General features: G+C 37.0%; 14 protein-coding genes. 12 read left to right on the top strand and 2 right to left on the bottom strand.

The features are described 5' to 3' along the window. Window positions 1-23: 23 nt before the first annotated feature. The 4 genes from purD to IEV17_RS05565 all read left to right on the top strand — a co-directional run bounded on the left by purD (window position 24) and on the right by IEV17_RS05565 (window position 4,574). Window positions 24-1,310 carry a phosphoribosylamine--glycine ligase gene (gene purD / locus IEV17_RS05580; RefSeq protein WP_004661296.1) on the top strand — a complete coding sequence of 429 codons (1,287 nt, stop codon included), beginning with the start codon at window positions 24-26 and terminating at the stop codon, window positions 1,308-1,310. A 601-nt stretch (window positions 1,311-1,911) separates the two neighbouring features. Beyond that, entirely contained in the window at window positions 1,912-2,787 is an 876-nt protein-coding gene (locus IEV17_RS05575) for a MetQ/NlpA family ABC transporter substrate-binding protein (protein ID WP_004661294.1), read from the top strand. 69 nt (window positions 2,788-2,856) lie between these two features. Then, complete coding sequence (locus tag IEV17_RS05570) at window positions 2,857-3,882, top strand: methionine ABC transporter ATP-binding protein (protein WP_004661292.1); 1,026 nt, start codon at window positions 2,857-2,859, stop codon at window positions 3,880-3,882. Further along, on the top strand, window positions 3,879-4,574 hold the full coding sequence (locus IEV17_RS05565) for a methionine ABC transporter permease (RefSeq protein WP_004661291.1): 696 nt from the start codon (window positions 3,879-3,881) through the stop codon (window positions 4,572-4,574). The genes IEV17_RS05570 and IEV17_RS05565 overlap by 4 nt, the downstream gene beginning before the upstream one ends. Window positions 4,575-4,631: 57 nt before the next feature. Here the strand turns inward: IEV17_RS05565 and IEV17_RS05560 are convergent, their stop codons facing one another. Both IEV17_RS05560 and IEV17_RS05555 read right to left on the bottom strand, forming a co-directional pair. After that, window positions 4,632-5,498, bottom strand: a complete 867-nt coding sequence (locus IEV17_RS05560; protein WP_004661290.1) for an arginase family protein — start codon at window positions 5,496-5,498, stop codon at window positions 4,632-4,634. Continuing rightward, on the bottom strand, window positions 5,492-6,478 hold the full coding sequence (locus tag IEV17_RS05555) for a hypothetical protein (protein ID WP_004661289.1): 987 nt from the start codon (window positions 6,476-6,478) through the stop codon (window positions 5,492-5,494). Before IEV17_RS05555 ends, IEV17_RS05560 begins: the two co-directional genes overlap by 7 nt. Window positions 6,479-6,851: 373 nt before the next feature. On the opposite strand from IEV17_RS05555, the gene gloB reads away from it, so the two are divergent. The 8 genes from gloB to IEV17_RS05515 all read left to right on the top strand — a co-directional run bounded on the left by gloB (window position 6,852) and on the right by IEV17_RS05515 (window position 18,190). Beyond that, window positions 6,852-7,583 (top strand): hydroxyacylglutathione hydrolase, encoded by a 732-nt coding sequence (gene gloB, locus IEV17_RS05550; protein ID WP_004661288.1) that lies wholly within the window; start codon window positions 6,852-6,854, stop codon window positions 7,581-7,583. Window positions 7,584-7,869: 286 nt separating this feature from the next. Continuing rightward, window positions 7,870-8,076: a hypothetical protein gene (locus tag IEV17_RS05545; protein ID WP_004661287.1), complete on the top strand. Its 207-nt coding sequence runs from the start codon at window positions 7,870-7,872 to the stop codon at window positions 8,074-8,076. A gap of 298 nt (window positions 8,077-8,374) precedes the next feature. After that, complete coding sequence (gene ahcY, locus IEV17_RS05540) at window positions 8,375-9,757, top strand: adenosylhomocysteinase (RefSeq protein WP_004661286.1); 1,383 nt, start codon at window positions 8,375-8,377, stop codon at window positions 9,755-9,757. A gap of 74 nt (window positions 9,758-9,831) precedes the next feature. Further along, window positions 9,832-10,668 carry a methylenetetrahydrofolate reductase [NAD(P)H] gene (gene metF, locus IEV17_RS05535; protein ID WP_004661285.1) on the top strand — a complete coding sequence of 279 codons (837 nt, stop codon included), beginning with the start codon at window positions 9,832-9,834 and terminating at the stop codon, window positions 10,666-10,668. A gap of 21 nt (window positions 10,669-10,689) precedes the next feature. Continuing rightward, on the top strand, window positions 10,690-11,412 hold the full coding sequence (locus IEV17_RS05530) for a 16S rRNA (uracil(1498)-N(3))-methyltransferase (RefSeq protein WP_004661282.1): 723 nt from the start codon (window positions 10,690-10,692) through the stop codon (window positions 11,410-11,412). Window positions 11,413-11,526: 114 nt separating this feature from the next. Next, entirely contained in the window at window positions 11,527-14,403 is a 2,877-nt protein-coding gene (locus tag IEV17_RS05525; RefSeq protein WP_004661281.1) for an EAL domain-containing protein, read from the top strand. A gap of 192 nt (window positions 14,404-14,595) precedes the next feature. After that, complete coding sequence (locus IEV17_RS05520) at window positions 14,596-16,866, top strand: NADP-dependent malic enzyme (protein ID WP_004661278.1); 2,271 nt, start codon at window positions 14,596-14,598, stop codon at window positions 16,864-16,866. Window positions 16,867-16,963: 97 nt separating this feature from the next. Next, window positions 16,964-18,190, top strand: coding sequence for a multifunctional CCA addition/repair protein (locus IEV17_RS05515; protein ID WP_004661277.1), 1,227 nt, complete (start codon window positions 16,964-16,966; stop codon window positions 18,188-18,190). The last annotated feature ends 38 nt before the right edge of the window (window positions 18,191-18,228 follow it).

The following is an 18,228-nucleotide window of genomic DNA, read 5'->3' as shown; positions in this document are numbered from 1 at the left end:
CGGAAAAAGGAAATAACTTAATAATGAATATTTTAGTTTTGGGTAGCGGTGGCCGTGAACATGCACTTGCATGGAAAATCGCACAAGATTCAAAAGTAACACAAGTTTTTGTTGCGCCGGGTAATGCAGGCACAGCAACCGAAGATAAGTGTCAAAACGTTGACATCGATATTTTAAATAATCCTGCCATTATCGAATTTGCCAAAGAAAATGATGTGGCATTGGTGATTGTTGGTCCTGAAGCACCTTTAGTCAATGGTGTGGTTGATGCAGCACGTGAAGCAGGTTTAAAAATCTGGGGACCGACTCAGTACGCTGCACAGCTTGAAGGTTCTAAAGCATTCGCTAAACATTTCTTAAAACGTCATAATATCCCAACAGCATTTTATGATGTATTTACTGAAGTAGATGCTGCAAAAGCTTATATCGAAAAACATGGCGCACCAATCGTGATCAAAGCGGATGGCTTAGCGGCAGGTAAAGGTGTAATCGTTGCAATGACCAACGAAGAAGCTTTTGCTGCGATAGACGATATGCTTGCAGGCAACAAGTTTGGCGACGCTGGTTCACGTGTTGTAATTGAACAATTTCTTGCAGGTGAAGAAGCAAGTTTCATTTGTATGATTGATGGCAACAACATTTTACCTATGGCAACTTCACAAGACCATAAACGTATTTTTGAAGGTGACCAAGGCCCAAATACTGGTGGTATGGGTGCTTACTCTCCTGCTCCAGTTGTTACATCAGAAGTATTTGAACGTGTAATGAATGAAGTCATGCGCCCTACAGTTGATGGTATGGCAGCTGATGGTCATGTTTACACAGGTTTCTTATATGCTGGTTTAATGATTGATGAACAAGGTCAACCACGCGTTATTGAATTTAACTGTCGTTTCGGTGATCCAGAAACACAACCGATTATGATGCGCTTAAAATCATCTTTAGTAGATTTGGTTGAAGCAGGTATTGCGGGTAATTTACCAAGCGAAGCTGAGTGGGATGAACGTAAATCAATCGGTATTGTACTTGCAGCTGGAGGATACCCTGATACTGTACGTAAAGGTGATGTGATTTCTGGTATCGGACAATCTCCTGAAGATACCAAGATCTTCCATGCAGGTACGGCAACGACAGAAGATGGCCATATCATCACAGCTGGTGGTCGCGTTCTTTGTGTAACAGCATTAGGTGATACAGTACTTGAAGCGCAGATCAATGCTTTAGAAGTGTGTGGTCAAGTGACATTTACAGGTATGCAGTATCGTAGTGATATTGGTTACCGTGCGATTGCACGTGAACAAGCTGAATAAGCCTTATCACGATGAAAGGAAGCCTTCTTCGGAAGGCTTTTTTATTCACAAATAGTGCATAAATCAAGCATCTATATTCATTATATAAATAACAAATTCAGAAAAATATATATTCAATTTAAAGTAAACTATTTGCAATCTGTATTCAGAAAAATTCATAAAACTATCATTCATTTATATTTACTTAGAACATAATTTTTCTTAAATAATCATACCATTAGACTTTGAAGTATCGAGCACAACTACTATAACAAGATCTAAATTATTGGTATGATTGGTAAATTAATAGATGAATTGTTAACTATAGTTAAGATTCTTTTTGATCATTATCATATATTTAGAATATTAATTTTAAATTGTGACATTTCATCTACTTCAAGATTTAGCGTAAGAATAATTTGATTGGCTCTTCTTCTTAGTCTAGTAGCATTAGAGTAGAACATGAACAATCATCTATTTTTCGATGTTGTAAAACGTCTTAGATTCAAAATCTATAATAATTTTGAATGATGATGCCAATTTACAACATACAAAACCATTGCGATTCCTGATGCTAGAGGAAGGAAGATTTTCTCGGCATTGTTCCGACTAGGATTTATACATGAAAAAGCTGATTAGCCTTTTTTTAAGTGTATCGGTGTTATTACTTGCAGCATGCAGTAAACAGCCTGATACCGCATCTACTGAGCAAAAAGCGAATGCTGGTGGATTACAAACTGTTGTTATGGCATCTACTGGCTCAGATGCTGATATTTGGCGTTATATTGCAACTTTACCTGAAACCAAAGCCGCAGGTATTAAACTTGAAGTCAAAAACTTCACGGACTATGTTGCAATGAATACAGCTGTTGCTAATAAAGAAGTTGATATTAATGCCTTCCAATCTTACGCTTACCTTGTTGCTTTTAATGCGGCAAATAAAGATAAGATTGCACCTGTTTCAACGACTTATTTAGAACCGATGGGCATTTATTCAAGTAAAGTCAAAAAAGTTGAAGAATTTGCTCAAGGTGCAACCATTGCAATCCCAAATGACGGTGCAAACGAATCACGTGCATTGTTACTTTTACAAAGCGCAGGTTTAATCAAATTAAAAGCTGATTTCGATCCTGTGAAAGGCACACCTGCGGACATTATCGAAAATAGTAAAAAAATCGTAATCAAGCCAATTCAAATGGCGACAGCTGTACGTGTAAAAGACGAAGTTGATGCGATTTTATTAGGTAATACCTTGGCTTTAGAAGGTGGTTTGAACGTTCTTAAAGATGCAATCTATTACGAACCAATTGATCAAAGTACTAAATTAAATGTCAATGTTTTAGCAACTGCTGAATCTCGTAAAGACGATGCAGTACTACAAAAAGTTGGTGCGCTTTATCATACAGAAGCTGTGAAAAAATATGTGCAAGAACATTTTGCAGGTACAAAAGTTGATGTAAACAAACCGACAAGCTATCTCACTGAAGCAAAATCGTAATATAATATTTTCAATGAAACAGGCAAAGATATTTGCCTGTTTTTTCTTTTTTGCTTAGTACTGACGAACATGATCCAATTTAAAAACATTTCGAAACACTATCAATTGAAAGGTCAAACGATCAACGCACTGGATCAAATTAATTTAGAGATCCCAGAAGGCAGCATCTTCGGCATTATTGGTTATAGTGGTGCAGGTAAAAGTACGTTGATCCGTTTGATTAATTTGCTTGAACGCCCGACTCAGGGACAAGTGATTATCAATCAGAAAGACTTTACTGCAATGGATGCGCGTACGCTTCGTCAAGAACGTGCAAATATCGGCATGATCTTTCAACATTTCAATTTACTGCAAACTAAAACAGTATCTGAAAATATTGAAATGCCACTCAAATTATTGGGGCATAACAAAGCTGATCGTGAAAAGCGCTTAGCAGAGCTATTAGATTTCATCGATCTCAAGCATAAGAAAGATGCCTACCCTGATGAACTTTCAGGTGGACAAAAACAACGTGTAGGTATTGCCCGCGCGCTTGCAAATCATCCTAAAATTTTACTATGTGATGAAGCAACCTCTGCACTGGACCCTCAGACCACACAATCCGTTTTATCGTTATTAAAAAAGATTAATAAAGAACAAAAGATTACCATTGTAATGGTCACCCATGAAATGGATGTAATTGAGTCAGTCTGTGACTATGTTGCAGTCATGGAAGCAGGCCATGTGATTGAAACAGGCCCCACCCTCAATATTTTTAGCCAACCTCAGCATTCGACTACAAAGACCTTCATTCAAACAGTTTTGCAACAACAGTTACCAATTAATATTCTCAATAACCTTGAACATAAGCATCACAATAGTATTTATAGTCTGCAATTCTTGGGGACGTCTGCTCAAGAAACAGTAATTCAAGCTGTGATTAAGCAATTTGATTTGAGCCTAAATATTCTTTTTGCCAACATGACTGAAATCAATGGTACTGTGATTGGACAGATGTTTATTCAACTTTTGGGTGATTCAACGACTATTCAAGATGCCATTAAGTTTCTTGAGCAACAAGGCGTGAAAGTTGAACAATCAGGAGTGAGCCAATGAGAGATTTAATCGTACAATGGCTTACTGAAGCTTCCGCGCCGTTTTGGCACAGTTCCCTTTCAATTGATCAGTTCGTCACGGCATTACAAGAAACCTTTCAAATGGTGTTCTTCTCATTGCTTTTTGGTTGTATTTGGGGATTGATTCAAGGCGTAACTTTAGTTGTCACTCGCACAGGTGGTATCTTACAAAACCGAGCAATCTATTATTTTCTCAACCCAATTGTAAATGCACTACGTTCTTTACCATTTATCATCTTACTTATTGCAGTCATTCCATTAACTAAATTATTAGTTGGAACTTCGATTGGTACTTGGGCTGCGATTGTTCCACTCACCATTTACGTAGGTCCGTATTTAGGGCGATTGATTGAAACTTCATTACTTGAAGTGAATGAGGGTATTATTGAATCAGCTCAAGCTATGGGTGCCTCGCCTTGGCAGATCATTTTTAAATTTATTATCCCCGAAGCACGTAGCTCATTAATTTTGAATCTGACCACAGGGACGATTTCCTTAATTGGTGCAACTGCAATGGCTGGCGCAGTTGGTGCAGGAGGTATCGGTGATTTAGCTATTTCCTATGGTTATCAACGCTTTGATACTAGTGTTGTTATTTTAACCGTGATTGTACTACTAATTTTAGTTCAACTCGTTCAATCATTTGGTGATTGGTTAGCAAAATTACGCTAATCACAGCATAAGACGAAGCTCTCATTTTGAGGGCTTTTTTTGTATCTTTCTACTATTTCAAGGAAAGTAAATTTCATTTGCAGCTTTAAATGTATTGACATGTAAAGGGACTAAATCATCCAGTTCTTGATACCCACCCGCCAATACAAACAGTAATGGAATTTTCATTTTTTTTGCCATTTCAAAAACTAAGCGATCTCGCTCATATAACAACTCAGTGGTAAACCATTTGGAGCCATATTTATCTAGTTGGTGGCAGTCCATCCCCGCTTGATAGATAATTAGATCTGCTTCCCAATGTGAAGCATATTGAAACGCTTCAAAAATTGCTTCGCGATACAAATCAAAATTACCCTGTTTAGGATGAATATAGCGAGTCAAACTACGTTCACCAGCCTTACAACCAAAACGAACTCCAAAAATACTAAAATTAATCAAATTGGTCATCCGATTGGTAAATATTGCTGTGCCATCGCCTCCATGTTGATCACAATCTAAAATAAAAATCCGCTTCTCAGGATTTTGTTTTGCAACCAATGCCAAGCCATTAAAAGTACAATATGCGGCACCTGACTCATAACTCGCATGATGAAAACCTTGTGCAATATTTGCAGCAATCCCTTCTTTCAATGCGATCTCAGCTCCTAAAAGCTGCCCCGCTTGCACCGACAGAATGGCATCCCTTAATTGCTCATTCCAAGGTTTAAAACCCTGAATAGTAGCAAATGCAGATTCTCCCGATAAAAAGGCTTCCACATATTCTGGGTTATGTAGTTTTTTTAATATCTCAGTATCAATTAAACCTGGATCAATTAAATCAACCATTTGATGAGTTCGCAGCACATCAGCGACGGCTGTCAGTTTTTCCATACTGTTGGTATGTGTTCTTGCAAAATAGCGTGGTGCGTAACAAGCTTTTAGCATGGATGCCCTACATAAATTTGATCTTTTGCAATCTCAATCAGTTGACTTAGTTCCGTCGTATCAGGTCTAAATAATCCATTATCTACCTGTTGTTTAAAATGATACCCAAACGCACGTGCACGGTTTTTTGGCGAAACAGCCAGTGTCGTTAATCGTAAAAACCAAAAACCATTCATTTGAGAAATTGGGATCACATATCCTTTATATTGTTTATTAGGCTTCTTTTCCAGCGCATCGACTTCATAACTTGCAGAGAAAAGACTTCCTGCAGGTAAGCGCACCCCATTCATCATCAATGGCACGAGACTGATACAGGAGTGATTATCCCCCATATTCAGTTTCTCCATCATAATGGGTAAACCATTATCATCCACAAAAATATTAATTTCACCTTGTCTCAATAAACGATGATGTGCAATTCGCAAGAAAAATTTTTCTGCCATCGGACATGAGCCAACTTTGGGCTTTTCCTCTAGAGAATGACACTCAATCATTTCAATTTGATCAATTGTTTGTGGAAGAATAATATCTGAAAGTAATTGGCAAATTAAAATGCTTTCTTCAAGCTCTGCATATTGATGGATTTTTCTAAGCTTCGCTTGAAAATCAACTTCTTGTTGCAAATTTTGAGTAAATGTATCTTGTGAATTAGAACGTTCTAAATATTGTTGCACATCAATATTAATATCCAAATTACGCCAAGTTTCTAACACTAAACCATATGAAGAACTTTGATTTAAAATGTTTTTCAATCCTTTAACCTCGTAGTCTTCAAAAATACGAAAGTCTTGAAATCCCAACATATCACGAGGTTGTGAAACAAATTCAGCAATCACACGAGTGGCTTGAGTATAACCACAACCACGACGCTCTGTTTGATGGCTAAAATGCTCATTCAACATTTCTGTAAGTTTGGAAGACAAAGGATATAAATGTTTTTTGAAGATAACGACAATCTCATGATCTACCAAATCAGTCATAATGCTCTCACTTTATTCTTATGATTTATTTTTCATTTCATCTTTAAATGTTTTACTTCGTTAAATATTGTTAAATCTAATTTTTAAACTATGTTAGCTTTAATTAAGTATTTTTCACACCACCAAAGATGAATATAAACCATTAATTTATCAAAATTTTATATCATATTTATAGAAAAATTATAACTTGTCAACTTGAAAAATGCTTCATGATTGAAGCTGTCATAATATGCCCTAAAAAGTCAGCATTCTGTATCAATTCTTACGCAAGCTTTTGCACTCTTATACATTTACACTTAAACTAATTATGATTTGATTATTCAAATACTCTATTCATCAATAACCACATAAATCAGAGATTTAGGATTCGGCCATGCATTATAAAATTCATGCAATTGACGTAAAAAATGCCTTAAAAAACTATATTTGGTTATTAGAAGATACTCATACGCAAGAAGTTGTAGCAATTGATCCAACAGAAGCAGCACTTGTTATCGATTTTTGCGAACAACATCAACTTGAGTTGAAACAAATCTGGTTAACACATTGGCATCGAGATCATACTGATGGTGTACAAGGTCTATTGGCTGACCAAAATTTACCAGTTTTCGGTCCACGTGATGAACTCAGTAAAATTTCGTTTATATCGAATCCACTTCAACATAACGACCATTTTCACTTTAATGATTTAAAAGTTGAAATTATTGCAACACCAGGGCATACACTAGGTCATATTGTTTATTTTATTGAAGAAATAGACACGCTTTTCTGTGGTGACACATTATTTGCAATGGGTTGTGGACGCTTATTTGAGGGTTCTGCTGAACAAATGTACCACTCATTAAATCGCTTAGCAGCGTTGCCAATACAAACCAAAGTTTATTGTACACATGAATATACGCTTGCAAATGCTGAGTTTGCATTAACAATTGAACCTCATAACGTTGCACTACAAGAACGCATAAAGGAAGTCAAAGCATTGAGAGATGCAGAACAAATTACTCTGCCAAGTACAATTGAATTAGAACTTGAAACAAATCCTTTCTTGCGTACAGAAAGTGCCGAAGATTTCGCACGGATCAGAGCGCTTAAAGATCAGTTCTAATTTTAAAGTTCTACTTTTTAAAGGCTAAAATTTAGTTTTTAAAAAGTAGAAAGTGAAATCATTTTTTACATTTATTCTGGATCAATATCCAATTCAAGAAAAAACAATATAAATAAATAAAATCAATTATTTAAATAATTTTATCAGATAAAATTTAAGTTTAATTTCAGTTTCAATTAATCTAATTTTACATTAGTTACATGAAGAAAAATAAATATATGCAATCCCCCTTTAAAATTTTTTAGGTCACCCTTATTAATAAATACAAGTTAAAAGGAGTTCTGGAATGAAAAACAGAGTTGTGAAAGCAAAAAATTTATTGGCTTTTCGTATTTGGTTAGAAAAATTAGGATATTCAGTAAAAAGTTTAGCCGACAATAAAGGTTTTACCTTTAGTTTTAAAAAAGAATACGGTTTGGTCACGTGTGACTTATCTGGAAATGCCCTAGCCATGCAGCTTGGCGAAGAATTTGAAGATCATTTAAAAGCTTAATGCAATTCTTTTGTGCATTCATAAGGATTTCAAAGGGATTTGGAATCCTTGATCGTTCATTCAAAAAATTTAATCACTTATCCCAATCTAATTCTTCATTTTATAGCCATCTCAAACAAAATAGCATTGGAACTAAAATCATTTCCAAGTATTATAATGCCCAGTCGAGGGATGCTGCGACGATTGATTAGCACTAAAAATCAATTTGCCAGGCTCGACGATCGGTTATACGCTCGCTTTAACCAACAACGGCATCCGCGAACAGAATGATCCATACTATTTTTTCTAGGAGATCCTGATGAACGCGGTTACTGCTTCATTTACAGATTATAAAGTCGCTGATATTTCTCTTGCTGACTACGGCCGTAAAGAAATCAAACTTGCTGAAGCAGAAATGCCAGCTTTGATTGGTTTACGTAAGCGTTATTCAGCAACTAAACCACTTGCTGGCGCAAAAATTTTGGGTTGTATTCATATGACAATCCAAACTGCAGTTTTAATCGAAACACTCGTAGAACTTGGCGCCGAAGTTCGTTGGACATCATGTAACATCTTCTCTACTCAAGATCACGCTGCTGCTGCTATCGCTGCTGCGGGTATTCCTGTGTTTGCTTGGAAAGGCGAAACTGAAGAAGAATACATGTGGTGTCTTGAACAACAAATCAATGTAAATGGCACACCTTGGGATGCCAACATGATTCTTGATGATGGTGGTGATTTAACACTACTTGTTCACGAAAAATACCCTGAAGTGATTGCAAAAATCCACGGTGTAACTGAAGAAACAACAACAGGTGTTCAACGTCTGTATGAAATGTTACGTGATGGTACTTTAAAAGTTCCTGCAATCAACGTAAATGATTCCGTAACGAAATCTAAAAACGACAACAAATATGGTTGCCGCCATTCTCTAAATGATGCGATCAAACGTGGCACAGATATGTTGTTATCTGGTCGTCGTGCACTTGTAATCGGTTACGGTGACGTAGGTAAAGGTTCTGCACAATCACTTCGTCAAGAAGGTATGATTGTACGTGTAACTGAAGTAGATCCAATCTGTGCAATGCAAGCATGTATGGATGGTTACGAAGTTGTATCTCCATACAAAAATGGCGTTCAAACAGGCAAGAAAGAAGACATCAACCTCGACCTTCTTCAAAGCACTGACCTTATCGTAACTACAACGGGTAACTACCACGTTTGTGATTCAGCAATGCTTGATTCATTAAAAGCAGGTGCGGTAGTGTGTAACATTGGTCACTTTGATACTGAAATCGACACAGCTTACCTCCGTGGTTACAAATGGGTTGAAGTTAAGCCTCAAGTTCACCAAGTGTATCGTTCAGAAAATGAAAATGATTACTTAATCCTTCTTTCTGAAGGGCGTTTAGTGAATCTTGGTAATGCAACAGGTCACCCATCACGTATTATGGATGGTTCTTTTGCTAATCAGGTATTGGGGCAAATGCACTTGTTCGCTGAGAAATTTGCTGATCTTCCTGAAGATCAAAAAGCTGAGAAAATCCGTGTAGAACTGATTCCTAAGAAATTAGATGAAGAAGTTGCTGCTGCAATGGTTCTTGGCTTTGGTGGTGTATTAACCCAGTTAACGCAAGTACAAGCAGATTACCTCGGCGTTCCTGTGGAAGGTCCATTCAAATCTGACGCTTATAAATACTAAGAAAATCAGGGCAGACGTTTACGGACTGCCCTTTTTTCTAAAATAATGTCTAAGCGATTAAAAAAGGATTTGAAATGACGAAACGTGTTCCTATTTCTTTTGAATTTTTCCCGCCAAAAACTGATGCTGGCGCTGAAAAGTTACGTATCGTTCACCAAGAACTACAACTATTAAACCCAGAGTTTTTCTCAATTACTTATGGTGCTGGTGGTTCTACTCGTGAACGTACTTTAGCAGCCATTAATGATTTTAATGGCAAAGGTACGCCCGTCGCCCCTCACCTTTCTTGTATTGGTGATGATAAAGCTCGTATTGCTGAGCTGTTAGATTTATATAAATCACAAGGGATTGACCGCATCGTAGCATTGCGTGGTGATTTACCTTCAGGTCAAGTTGGCCTTGGCGAATTACCTTACGCTCAAGATCTTGTTCGCTTTATCCGTGAACATTCAGGCGATCACTTCCATATTGAAGTGGCTGCTTATCCAGAAATGCATCCTCAAGCCGATACATTTGATGGTGACATTCAACGTTTTGTTGAAAAAGTGAATGCAGGCGCGAACGCAGGTATTACCCAATTTTTCTTCAATCCAGATGCTTATTTCTATTTCATCGAACGTATTGCCAAAGCTGGTGTGGATATTCCCGTTGCACCAGGCATCATGCCAATTACCAATGCAAGCAATTTAATTCGCTTTGCGGATGGAACTGGTGCAGAAATTCCACGTTGGATTCGCAAACAACTTGCTGCTTATGGTGATGATAGCGAAAGTATTAAAGCATTCGGTCATGAAGTGATTGTTAAACTTTGCGAACGTTTAATTGCTGGCGGAGCACCGACCTTACACTTTTACTCAATGAACCAAACAGAGCCAACTCGACAACTCGTTGTTGATCTTGGTTTAAACTAAATTGTACGAGCCTTACCCAGCATGAACCGTTTTTATATCGAAACAGAATTAAATACTGGCAATACGATTGAATTAACAGAATCGGTGTTTCATCACTGGGTACGAGTGCTTCGTGCAAAAGAGCAAGATCAAGCCATCTTTTTCAATGGAAAAGGTGGTGAATATATCGTAACCCTTACTGAAATTAATAAGAAAAATGCTTTTGTTTCTATTGATCAATTTAACTCTATAGATCGAACAGCACCTGTTAAAGTAATTTTAGGCCAAGTCATGAGCAAAGGCGATCGTATGGATTATGCGATTCAAAAAGCCACTGAACTTGGTGTCACAACTATTCAATTATTGACTAGTGAACGTTGTGAAATGCGGTTAAGATATGAACGTGATCAAAAGAAATTAGATCATTGGCAGTCAATTGCTATTGCTGCGTGTGAACAATGTGGAATGAACAAAGTTCCAAATGTTCTAGCACCAATTAGTTTAACCGATTGGGTAAAATCGGCACAGCTACCACAATCACGTTTTGTGTTAGCGCCAAACAAAGACCAAGAAAATGTAGTACTAAATAGCCAGCCTAATTTAGCCCTACTGATTGGTCCAGAAGGTGGTTTAAGTGAAGCAGAAATTGATGCTGCTAACCAAAATCATTTTCAAAACTGGTGTATTGGAGATCGTGTTTTAAGGACTGAAACCGCTCCAGTTGTAGCTTTATCAATTTTAAATTATCACTTTTCAACCAAATAAAGTATTTGCATTGCTTTCCATCTGGTTTAACGGTAATTTAAAATAAAACTATATCCTGCTTACAAAAATAATGATTGTACGCATAGATAAATAATGAAAAGGACTATTCTTTGTATGCTCGGGGTTCATGAAAAAAATTTGCCACAATTTGTTTATACGGATCAAATTAATTATACGAATCATGTACGTCTATTTATATTGAGTGTGTTTTGCATTTCTCTCTTAGATTATGTTTTATTTGGATTTTTTTATTCTTTTAGTGCAAATATTTTTACGACTTGGATTAGTATTTGCCTTAGCATTTTATTTTGCTTTTATTGTATTTGTCATTTTTCGATAAAACATTATTCATCTGTTAGGTTTGCACACAAGACAAATATCGCCTTTCAAATTATTTGCTTTTTCACAGGATTATTACTGGGTATCAGTACGATTATCATCAATTATTTTTTGATCAAAGATGTACCAAATTTATCTGGTTCCCATATTTTAACTTTAACAGCACTACTACTCACCTCCTCACATATTATTGCCCTTACCTTTCTTACTCAACATGTTAAATATTTCTTTTTATTTTTTATTCCAAGTATTACCCCATTAGTTTTTTCTCAAATTTTACATCGCGACCAAGAACATACGCTTTTTTATCTTGCTTATTATTCATCTTTCTTTGCGACACTTTTATGTGCACAAGCAACTTTTAAAATTCACCAACGCTTATACCAAGTTTTAGAAAAAAATAAACAATTGGTCGATGTAGCTGAACAACACAATCAATGGACCGAAGAACTTTGCCAACAATTACAACGTGAAGTGAATAAATCGAAAGATATTGAAGCTCAACTACAATTTAACAATCATTTATTAGAGCAAAAAGTTCGCGAGCGTACTTTTGATTTAACAGAAATCAATAATAGTTTGCAGGAACATCGTCAAAATTTAGCTTTTGCACATGAAACTGCGGGTATTCGACCTTGGGAATGGAATTTAGAAAATAATACTGTTGGGATTACCAATTCTCATCGTAAAGAAGTTACGCGTGATTCTGAGAATCACTATTCGTTGCTGCATAAAATCGTACATCCTGATGATGTTGAACGTGTTAAAAATACACTTTACAAACATCTATGCGGCCAAACTAAACGTTACGAAGAAACTTTCCGCATTAAACGACCGAGTGGTGAATGGGTTTGGATTCATGATGTTGGTCAAGTCATTTTAAGAAATCCAAAAGATGAGACTCCCCTACGCATGGTCGGTATTCATCGTGATATTAACCAAGAAAAGAAAGACCAAGAACGGTTAAAATTAGCAGCGAGTGTATTCGAACAAGCTTCAGAAGGTATCTTCATTCTAGATGATAGCTTCCACTATCTTGAAGTTAATCCTAAATATGAACAATTAACGGGTTTAGATAAACAGTTCATATTAGAAAAACAACTTTTTGAGATTACAAAACAAAATAAACAGCATCATCATAATTTTCATCTGTCTATCCTTGATACTTTGCACGAAGAACATGAGTACGAAGGTGAGTTTCAGGAAACTTATCTTTCTGAAAAATCATGTTTCCTTTGGATTCATATCAATGCTGTAAAAGATGAATCAGATCGAGTAATTAATTATATCGGGATTGTCTCTGACCAAACTGAACGTAAACATCAAGAGCAACGTTTATCATATTTAACCAATTACGATACCCTGACCGATCTGCCTAATCGCTTCTATTATCACCAGCAACTGCATCAATATTTGGTCAATGAAGCTTCGATACAGAATTTAGCAGTTATCCGACTTAATATTGACCGTTTCCGTGCCTTGAATGAGTTACTTAGCAATCAAGCGGGTAATGAACTTTTGAAGCAAGTGGCACAACGTTTACGTATCAGTAATATTGATGCACTTTTAGTCTCACATTTAAGTGCAGACGATTTTGCAATTATTTATGAAATGTCACCGTTACATCCGCCAATTAATCAGTTATGCAGTAACATTGTTGAAGCTTTTAGCAAACCGTTTTATATCGCTAATCAAGAGTATGTGGTCAGTATTTCGATTGGAGTTGCGATTTACCCTGAACACGGGCGTCAAGTCGATAACTTAAATACCCATGCCGAGCAAGCATTAACAGAAGCCAAACGCTTAGGTGGAAATACAATCCGTTATTATTCTAGTGAGCGAACCAACTTCGTCGTTAAGCATACTGATTTAGAGCTTGATTTGAGAAAGGCGATTCAAAACAATGAACTCGTTGTTTATTATCAGCCAAAAATCACTGCTCAGAATTGTCAAATTAATGGATTTGAAGCACTCATTCGTTGGAAACATCCAACGAAAGGTCTAATCATGCCTGATATTTTCATTCCTTTAGCAGAAAGTACCAGTCTAATTTCTGATATTGGACGATTTGTCTTGTATGAGGCAGCGAAACAGTTACAAGAATGGCAAAAACTAGGTTTTACTAACATCCATATTGCTGTAAACATTGTTGCTCAACAAATTTTGCGTGGTCAGTTATTGCATGATATTGATGCTGTACTCGATCAATACTCTATTACAGGTGAAAATTTAGAGTTAGAAATTACCGAATCAGCATTTTTAGAAAATACTGAAAGTGTAAAAACAATTTTGTGCGCATTGAAAGAACGTAATATTTCAATTGCACTGGATGACTTTGGTACAGGCTATTCTTCTCTGGCTTATTTAACTGAATATCCAATTGATATTTTAAAGATTGATCGTGCATTTATTTCGAAAATTGGTAACGCAAAACAAGATGCGATTGTTAATGCCATGATCGCGATGGGTAAAACAATTGGCTTAAAAGTTGTCGCTGAAGGCGTTGAAACAGAACAGCAATGTGAATATTTGAAACGACAAAACTGTGACATATTACAGGGTTACTTATTTGCCAAACCCTTAACTGCCGTACATGCGACTGAATACTTACAGCAACATATGCATCTAGCAATTGCAAGATATTCCATTTAAAACCATATTTTGAGCTTTTTGGCAGTTTAATTTACGCCCAATATAAATTGTCAATAAGCCTATACGTTCAGTGAAAATAAGCTTTTTTGACTGGGCGAAAACATGAACTAGTGCTATATTCTTGTGCACTTATCTTAATATAATCATCAGCCATGTATATGCCTGATTATTATCGGAACAATCGAGACTCAGATGGACGATCAATCTTTAAAAGAAGCCGCTTTGTATTACCATGAATTTCCTACACCTGGAAAAATCAGCGTGACACCGAGCAAGCAACTCGTAAACCAACGAGACTTAGCGCTTGCGTATTCTCCTGGTGTTGCTGCTCCATGTCTAGAAATTGAACGTGACCCTTCTGCTGCTGCAAAATATACAGCACGTGGAAATTTGGTTGCCGTCGTGAGTAATGGTACAGCAGTGCTTGGTTTAGGAAACATTGGTCCTCTTGCTTCTAAGCCTGTTATGGAAGGTAAAGGCGTTCTATTCAAGAAGTTTGCTGGTGTTGATGTATTTGATATTGAAATTGCGGAAAATGATCCAGACAAAATCGTTGATATTGTTGCTTCATTAGAACCAACTTTTGGTGGTATCAATCTAGAAGATATCAAAGCACCAGAATGTTTCTATATAGAGAAGAAACTTCGTGAACGCATGAAAATTCCTGTGTTCCATGATGACCAACATGGTACAAGTATTATCGTAGGTTCAGCGTTATTGAATGCTTTACAACTCGTTAATAAAAAAATTGATGAAATTAAAATCGTTGCATCAGGCGCTGGTGCTGCTGCATTATCATGTTTAGATTTGCTTTGTGCATTAGGCGTAAATAAATCGAATATTATTGTAGCTGATTCTCGTGGTCTTCTAACAACTTCACGTGAAGGACTTGATGAATCGAAAAAACGTTATGTTCAAGATATTTCAGCGACTCAATTACATGAAGTCATGGCTGGCGCAGATATGTTCTTGGGTCTTTCTGCAGCAGGAATTTTAACCAAAGAAATGGTTAAAGAAATGGCTGAAAACCCAATTATTTTTGCACTTGCAAACCCAGATCCAGAAATCTTACCTGAACATGCGCATGAAGTTCGCCCAGACGTGATTATGGCAACTGGTCGTTCAGACTATCCAAACCAAGTGAACAATGCGCTTTGTTTCCCATATATTTTCCGTGGTGCGCTCGATGTCGGTGCTACAACGATCAACGAAGATATGAAAATTGCTTGTGTACATGCGATTGCACGTATGGCACATGTTGAAGCAGATGCTGCGACTTACGGTGAAAAATCTGCATCATTCGGTCGTGATTACTTGATTCCTCGCCCTCTAGACCAACGCTTGATTTTAGAAATCGCACCTGCGGTTGCTAAAGCTGCAATGGATTCTGGTGTTGCGACCCGTCCAATTGAAGATTTCTCTGTATATCGTCAAAGACTTTCTGAGTTTGTATATAACTCAGCATTCTTAATGAAACCAATTTTCTCACAAGCGAAAACTGATCCTAAGCGTATTGCATATGCCGAAGGTGAAGATCAACGCGTATTACGTGCGGTTCAAATTGTTGTAGATGAAGGTCTAGCTAAACCAATTCTTGTTGGTCGTACAGCCGTTATTGAAGATAATATCAGAAAACTCGGTTTACGCTTACAGCACGGTGTTAATATTGAAATCGTCGATCAAGAAAAAAATCCTTTATATGATGATTTCTGGAAAGACTACTACAATACAATGCAACGTAAAGGCGTAACTGTTGAATATGCGCAACGTGAAGCACGTCGTCGTTCAACCTTAATCGCTGCATTGCTAGTTAAGTTTGGCAAAGCTGATGGTATGCTATGTGGTACTTATGCGAGCTACGATATCCATTTAGATTTCGTTAAAAACGTGATCGGTTTAAAAGAAGGTCGTAGTACATTCTTTACACTCAATGCATTAATGCTTGAAGATCGCAACTTGTTTATTGCCGATACCTATGTAAATACCAATCCAACTGCTGAACAACTTGCAGAGATGACTATTTTAGCAGCCGAAGAAGTGCGTCGTTTTGGTATGACCCCTCGTGTCGCTTTACTGTCTCACTCAAGTTTTGGAAGCGATCAAGTTGACCCAAGTGCTCAGAAAATGCGTGAAGTTTATCGTTTACTTTCTGAACAAGCCCCAGAACTTGAAGTTGAAGGTGAAATGCATGGTGATGCTGCATTAGATGATAATATTCGTCATTTTGCATTCCCAAATTCTCGCTTTAAAGGTTCAGCAAACTTGTTGATCATGCCGAATTTAGATTCTGCAAATATTTCATTCAACTTGTTAAAAGCAACATCTGGTAATAATGTAACGATTGGTCCAATCTTGTTAGGCGCAGCAAAGCCAGTTCATATTTTAACACCGACAGCAACTACCCGCCGTCTAGTGAATATGACAGCTTTAACTGTTGCTGAAATTCAGCAAAGCCAAAACTGATACAGTTTAAGCATAGCTTTTAACATTAAAAGCTATGCTTAATGCTTGAGAAAACCTCTATTCTGTAGCATGATTGTGTGAAGAATAGAGGTTTTTTATGCAAGTTTATTTAGTAGGCGGTGCTGTTCGAGATCATTTACTCGGTCACCCCTATCACGAAAAAGATTATGTTGTGGTTGGAGCAACACCTGAACAATTATTATCTGAAGGCTACCAACCCGTTGGAAAGGATTTTCCTGTATTTCTTCATCCAAAAACAAAAGAAGAATATGCACTAGCACGTACTGAAAGAAAATCAGGCATTGGCTATCACGGATTCCAATTTTTTACTGATACCACTGTTAAATTAGAAGAAGATTTAATTCGCCGTGACTTAACAATTAATGCAATGGCAATGGATGAAACTGGACAAGTTTATGATCCATATGGTGGTCAAAAAGATCTTGATCAGAAAATCCTACGCCATGTTTCAGATGCATTTACAGAAGATCCCTTACGTGTGCTACGTGTTGCTCGCTTCGCTGCTCGCTATGCTAGTTATGGATTTGAAATTGCAGAAGAAACTTTGCAATTAATGAAAAGGATTGCCAATTCAGGGGAACTGAATGCTTTAACACCTGAACGTGTATGGAAAGAGACTTCTCGTGCATTGATGGAAGATCATGCCAATATTTATTTTCAAACATTAAGAGATTGTGATGCGCTAAAAGTACTGTTTCCTGAGATAGATGCATTATTTGGTATTCCTCAACGCCCAGAGTACCACCCTGAAATAGATTGTGGTGTACACACCTTAATGGCACTAAAACAAGCTTGTCAGGCCAACTATGGACTAGATGTACGTTTTGCTGTCTTGGTACATGATTTAGGGAAAGCACTTACCCCAACTGAGGAATTACCACGACATATCATGCATGAGGAACGTGGATTAGAACCCGTTACAAACGTATGTGAACGCTTGAAAGTTCCCACACATCTGAAAAATTTAGCTTTAATTGTTTGCAAAGAACATCTTAAATGCCATCAAATCAAGAATTTGAAACCTGGTACTGTATGGCGTTTACTACAGCGCTTAGATGTTTTACGAAAACCAGAAAAAGTCATTGCTTTTGTGCAGGCTTGTGAATGCGATGCTAAAGGTCGATTAGGTTTAGAAGATCGCCCTTACCCACAAGCACAGTATATTTTGGATGCCATGGAGATTGTTCGGAATATTAGAGCACAGGATTTACCAGAACATGTTCAAGGTGCAGAAATTGGTGAAATGCTCATTCAGTATCGAATTGAAGCATTGGCAAAACTTAAAGAAACACATGACGAATAATTTTTAAAAATTAACATAAATAAAAACCCAGTCATTAT

Source organism: Acinetobacter modestus (assembly GCF_014636095.1).
Lineage (GTDB): Bacteria > Pseudomonadota > Gammaproteobacteria > Pseudomonadales > Moraxellaceae > Acinetobacter > Acinetobacter modestus.
This window is presented reverse-complemented; position numbering and strand designations above follow the sequence as displayed.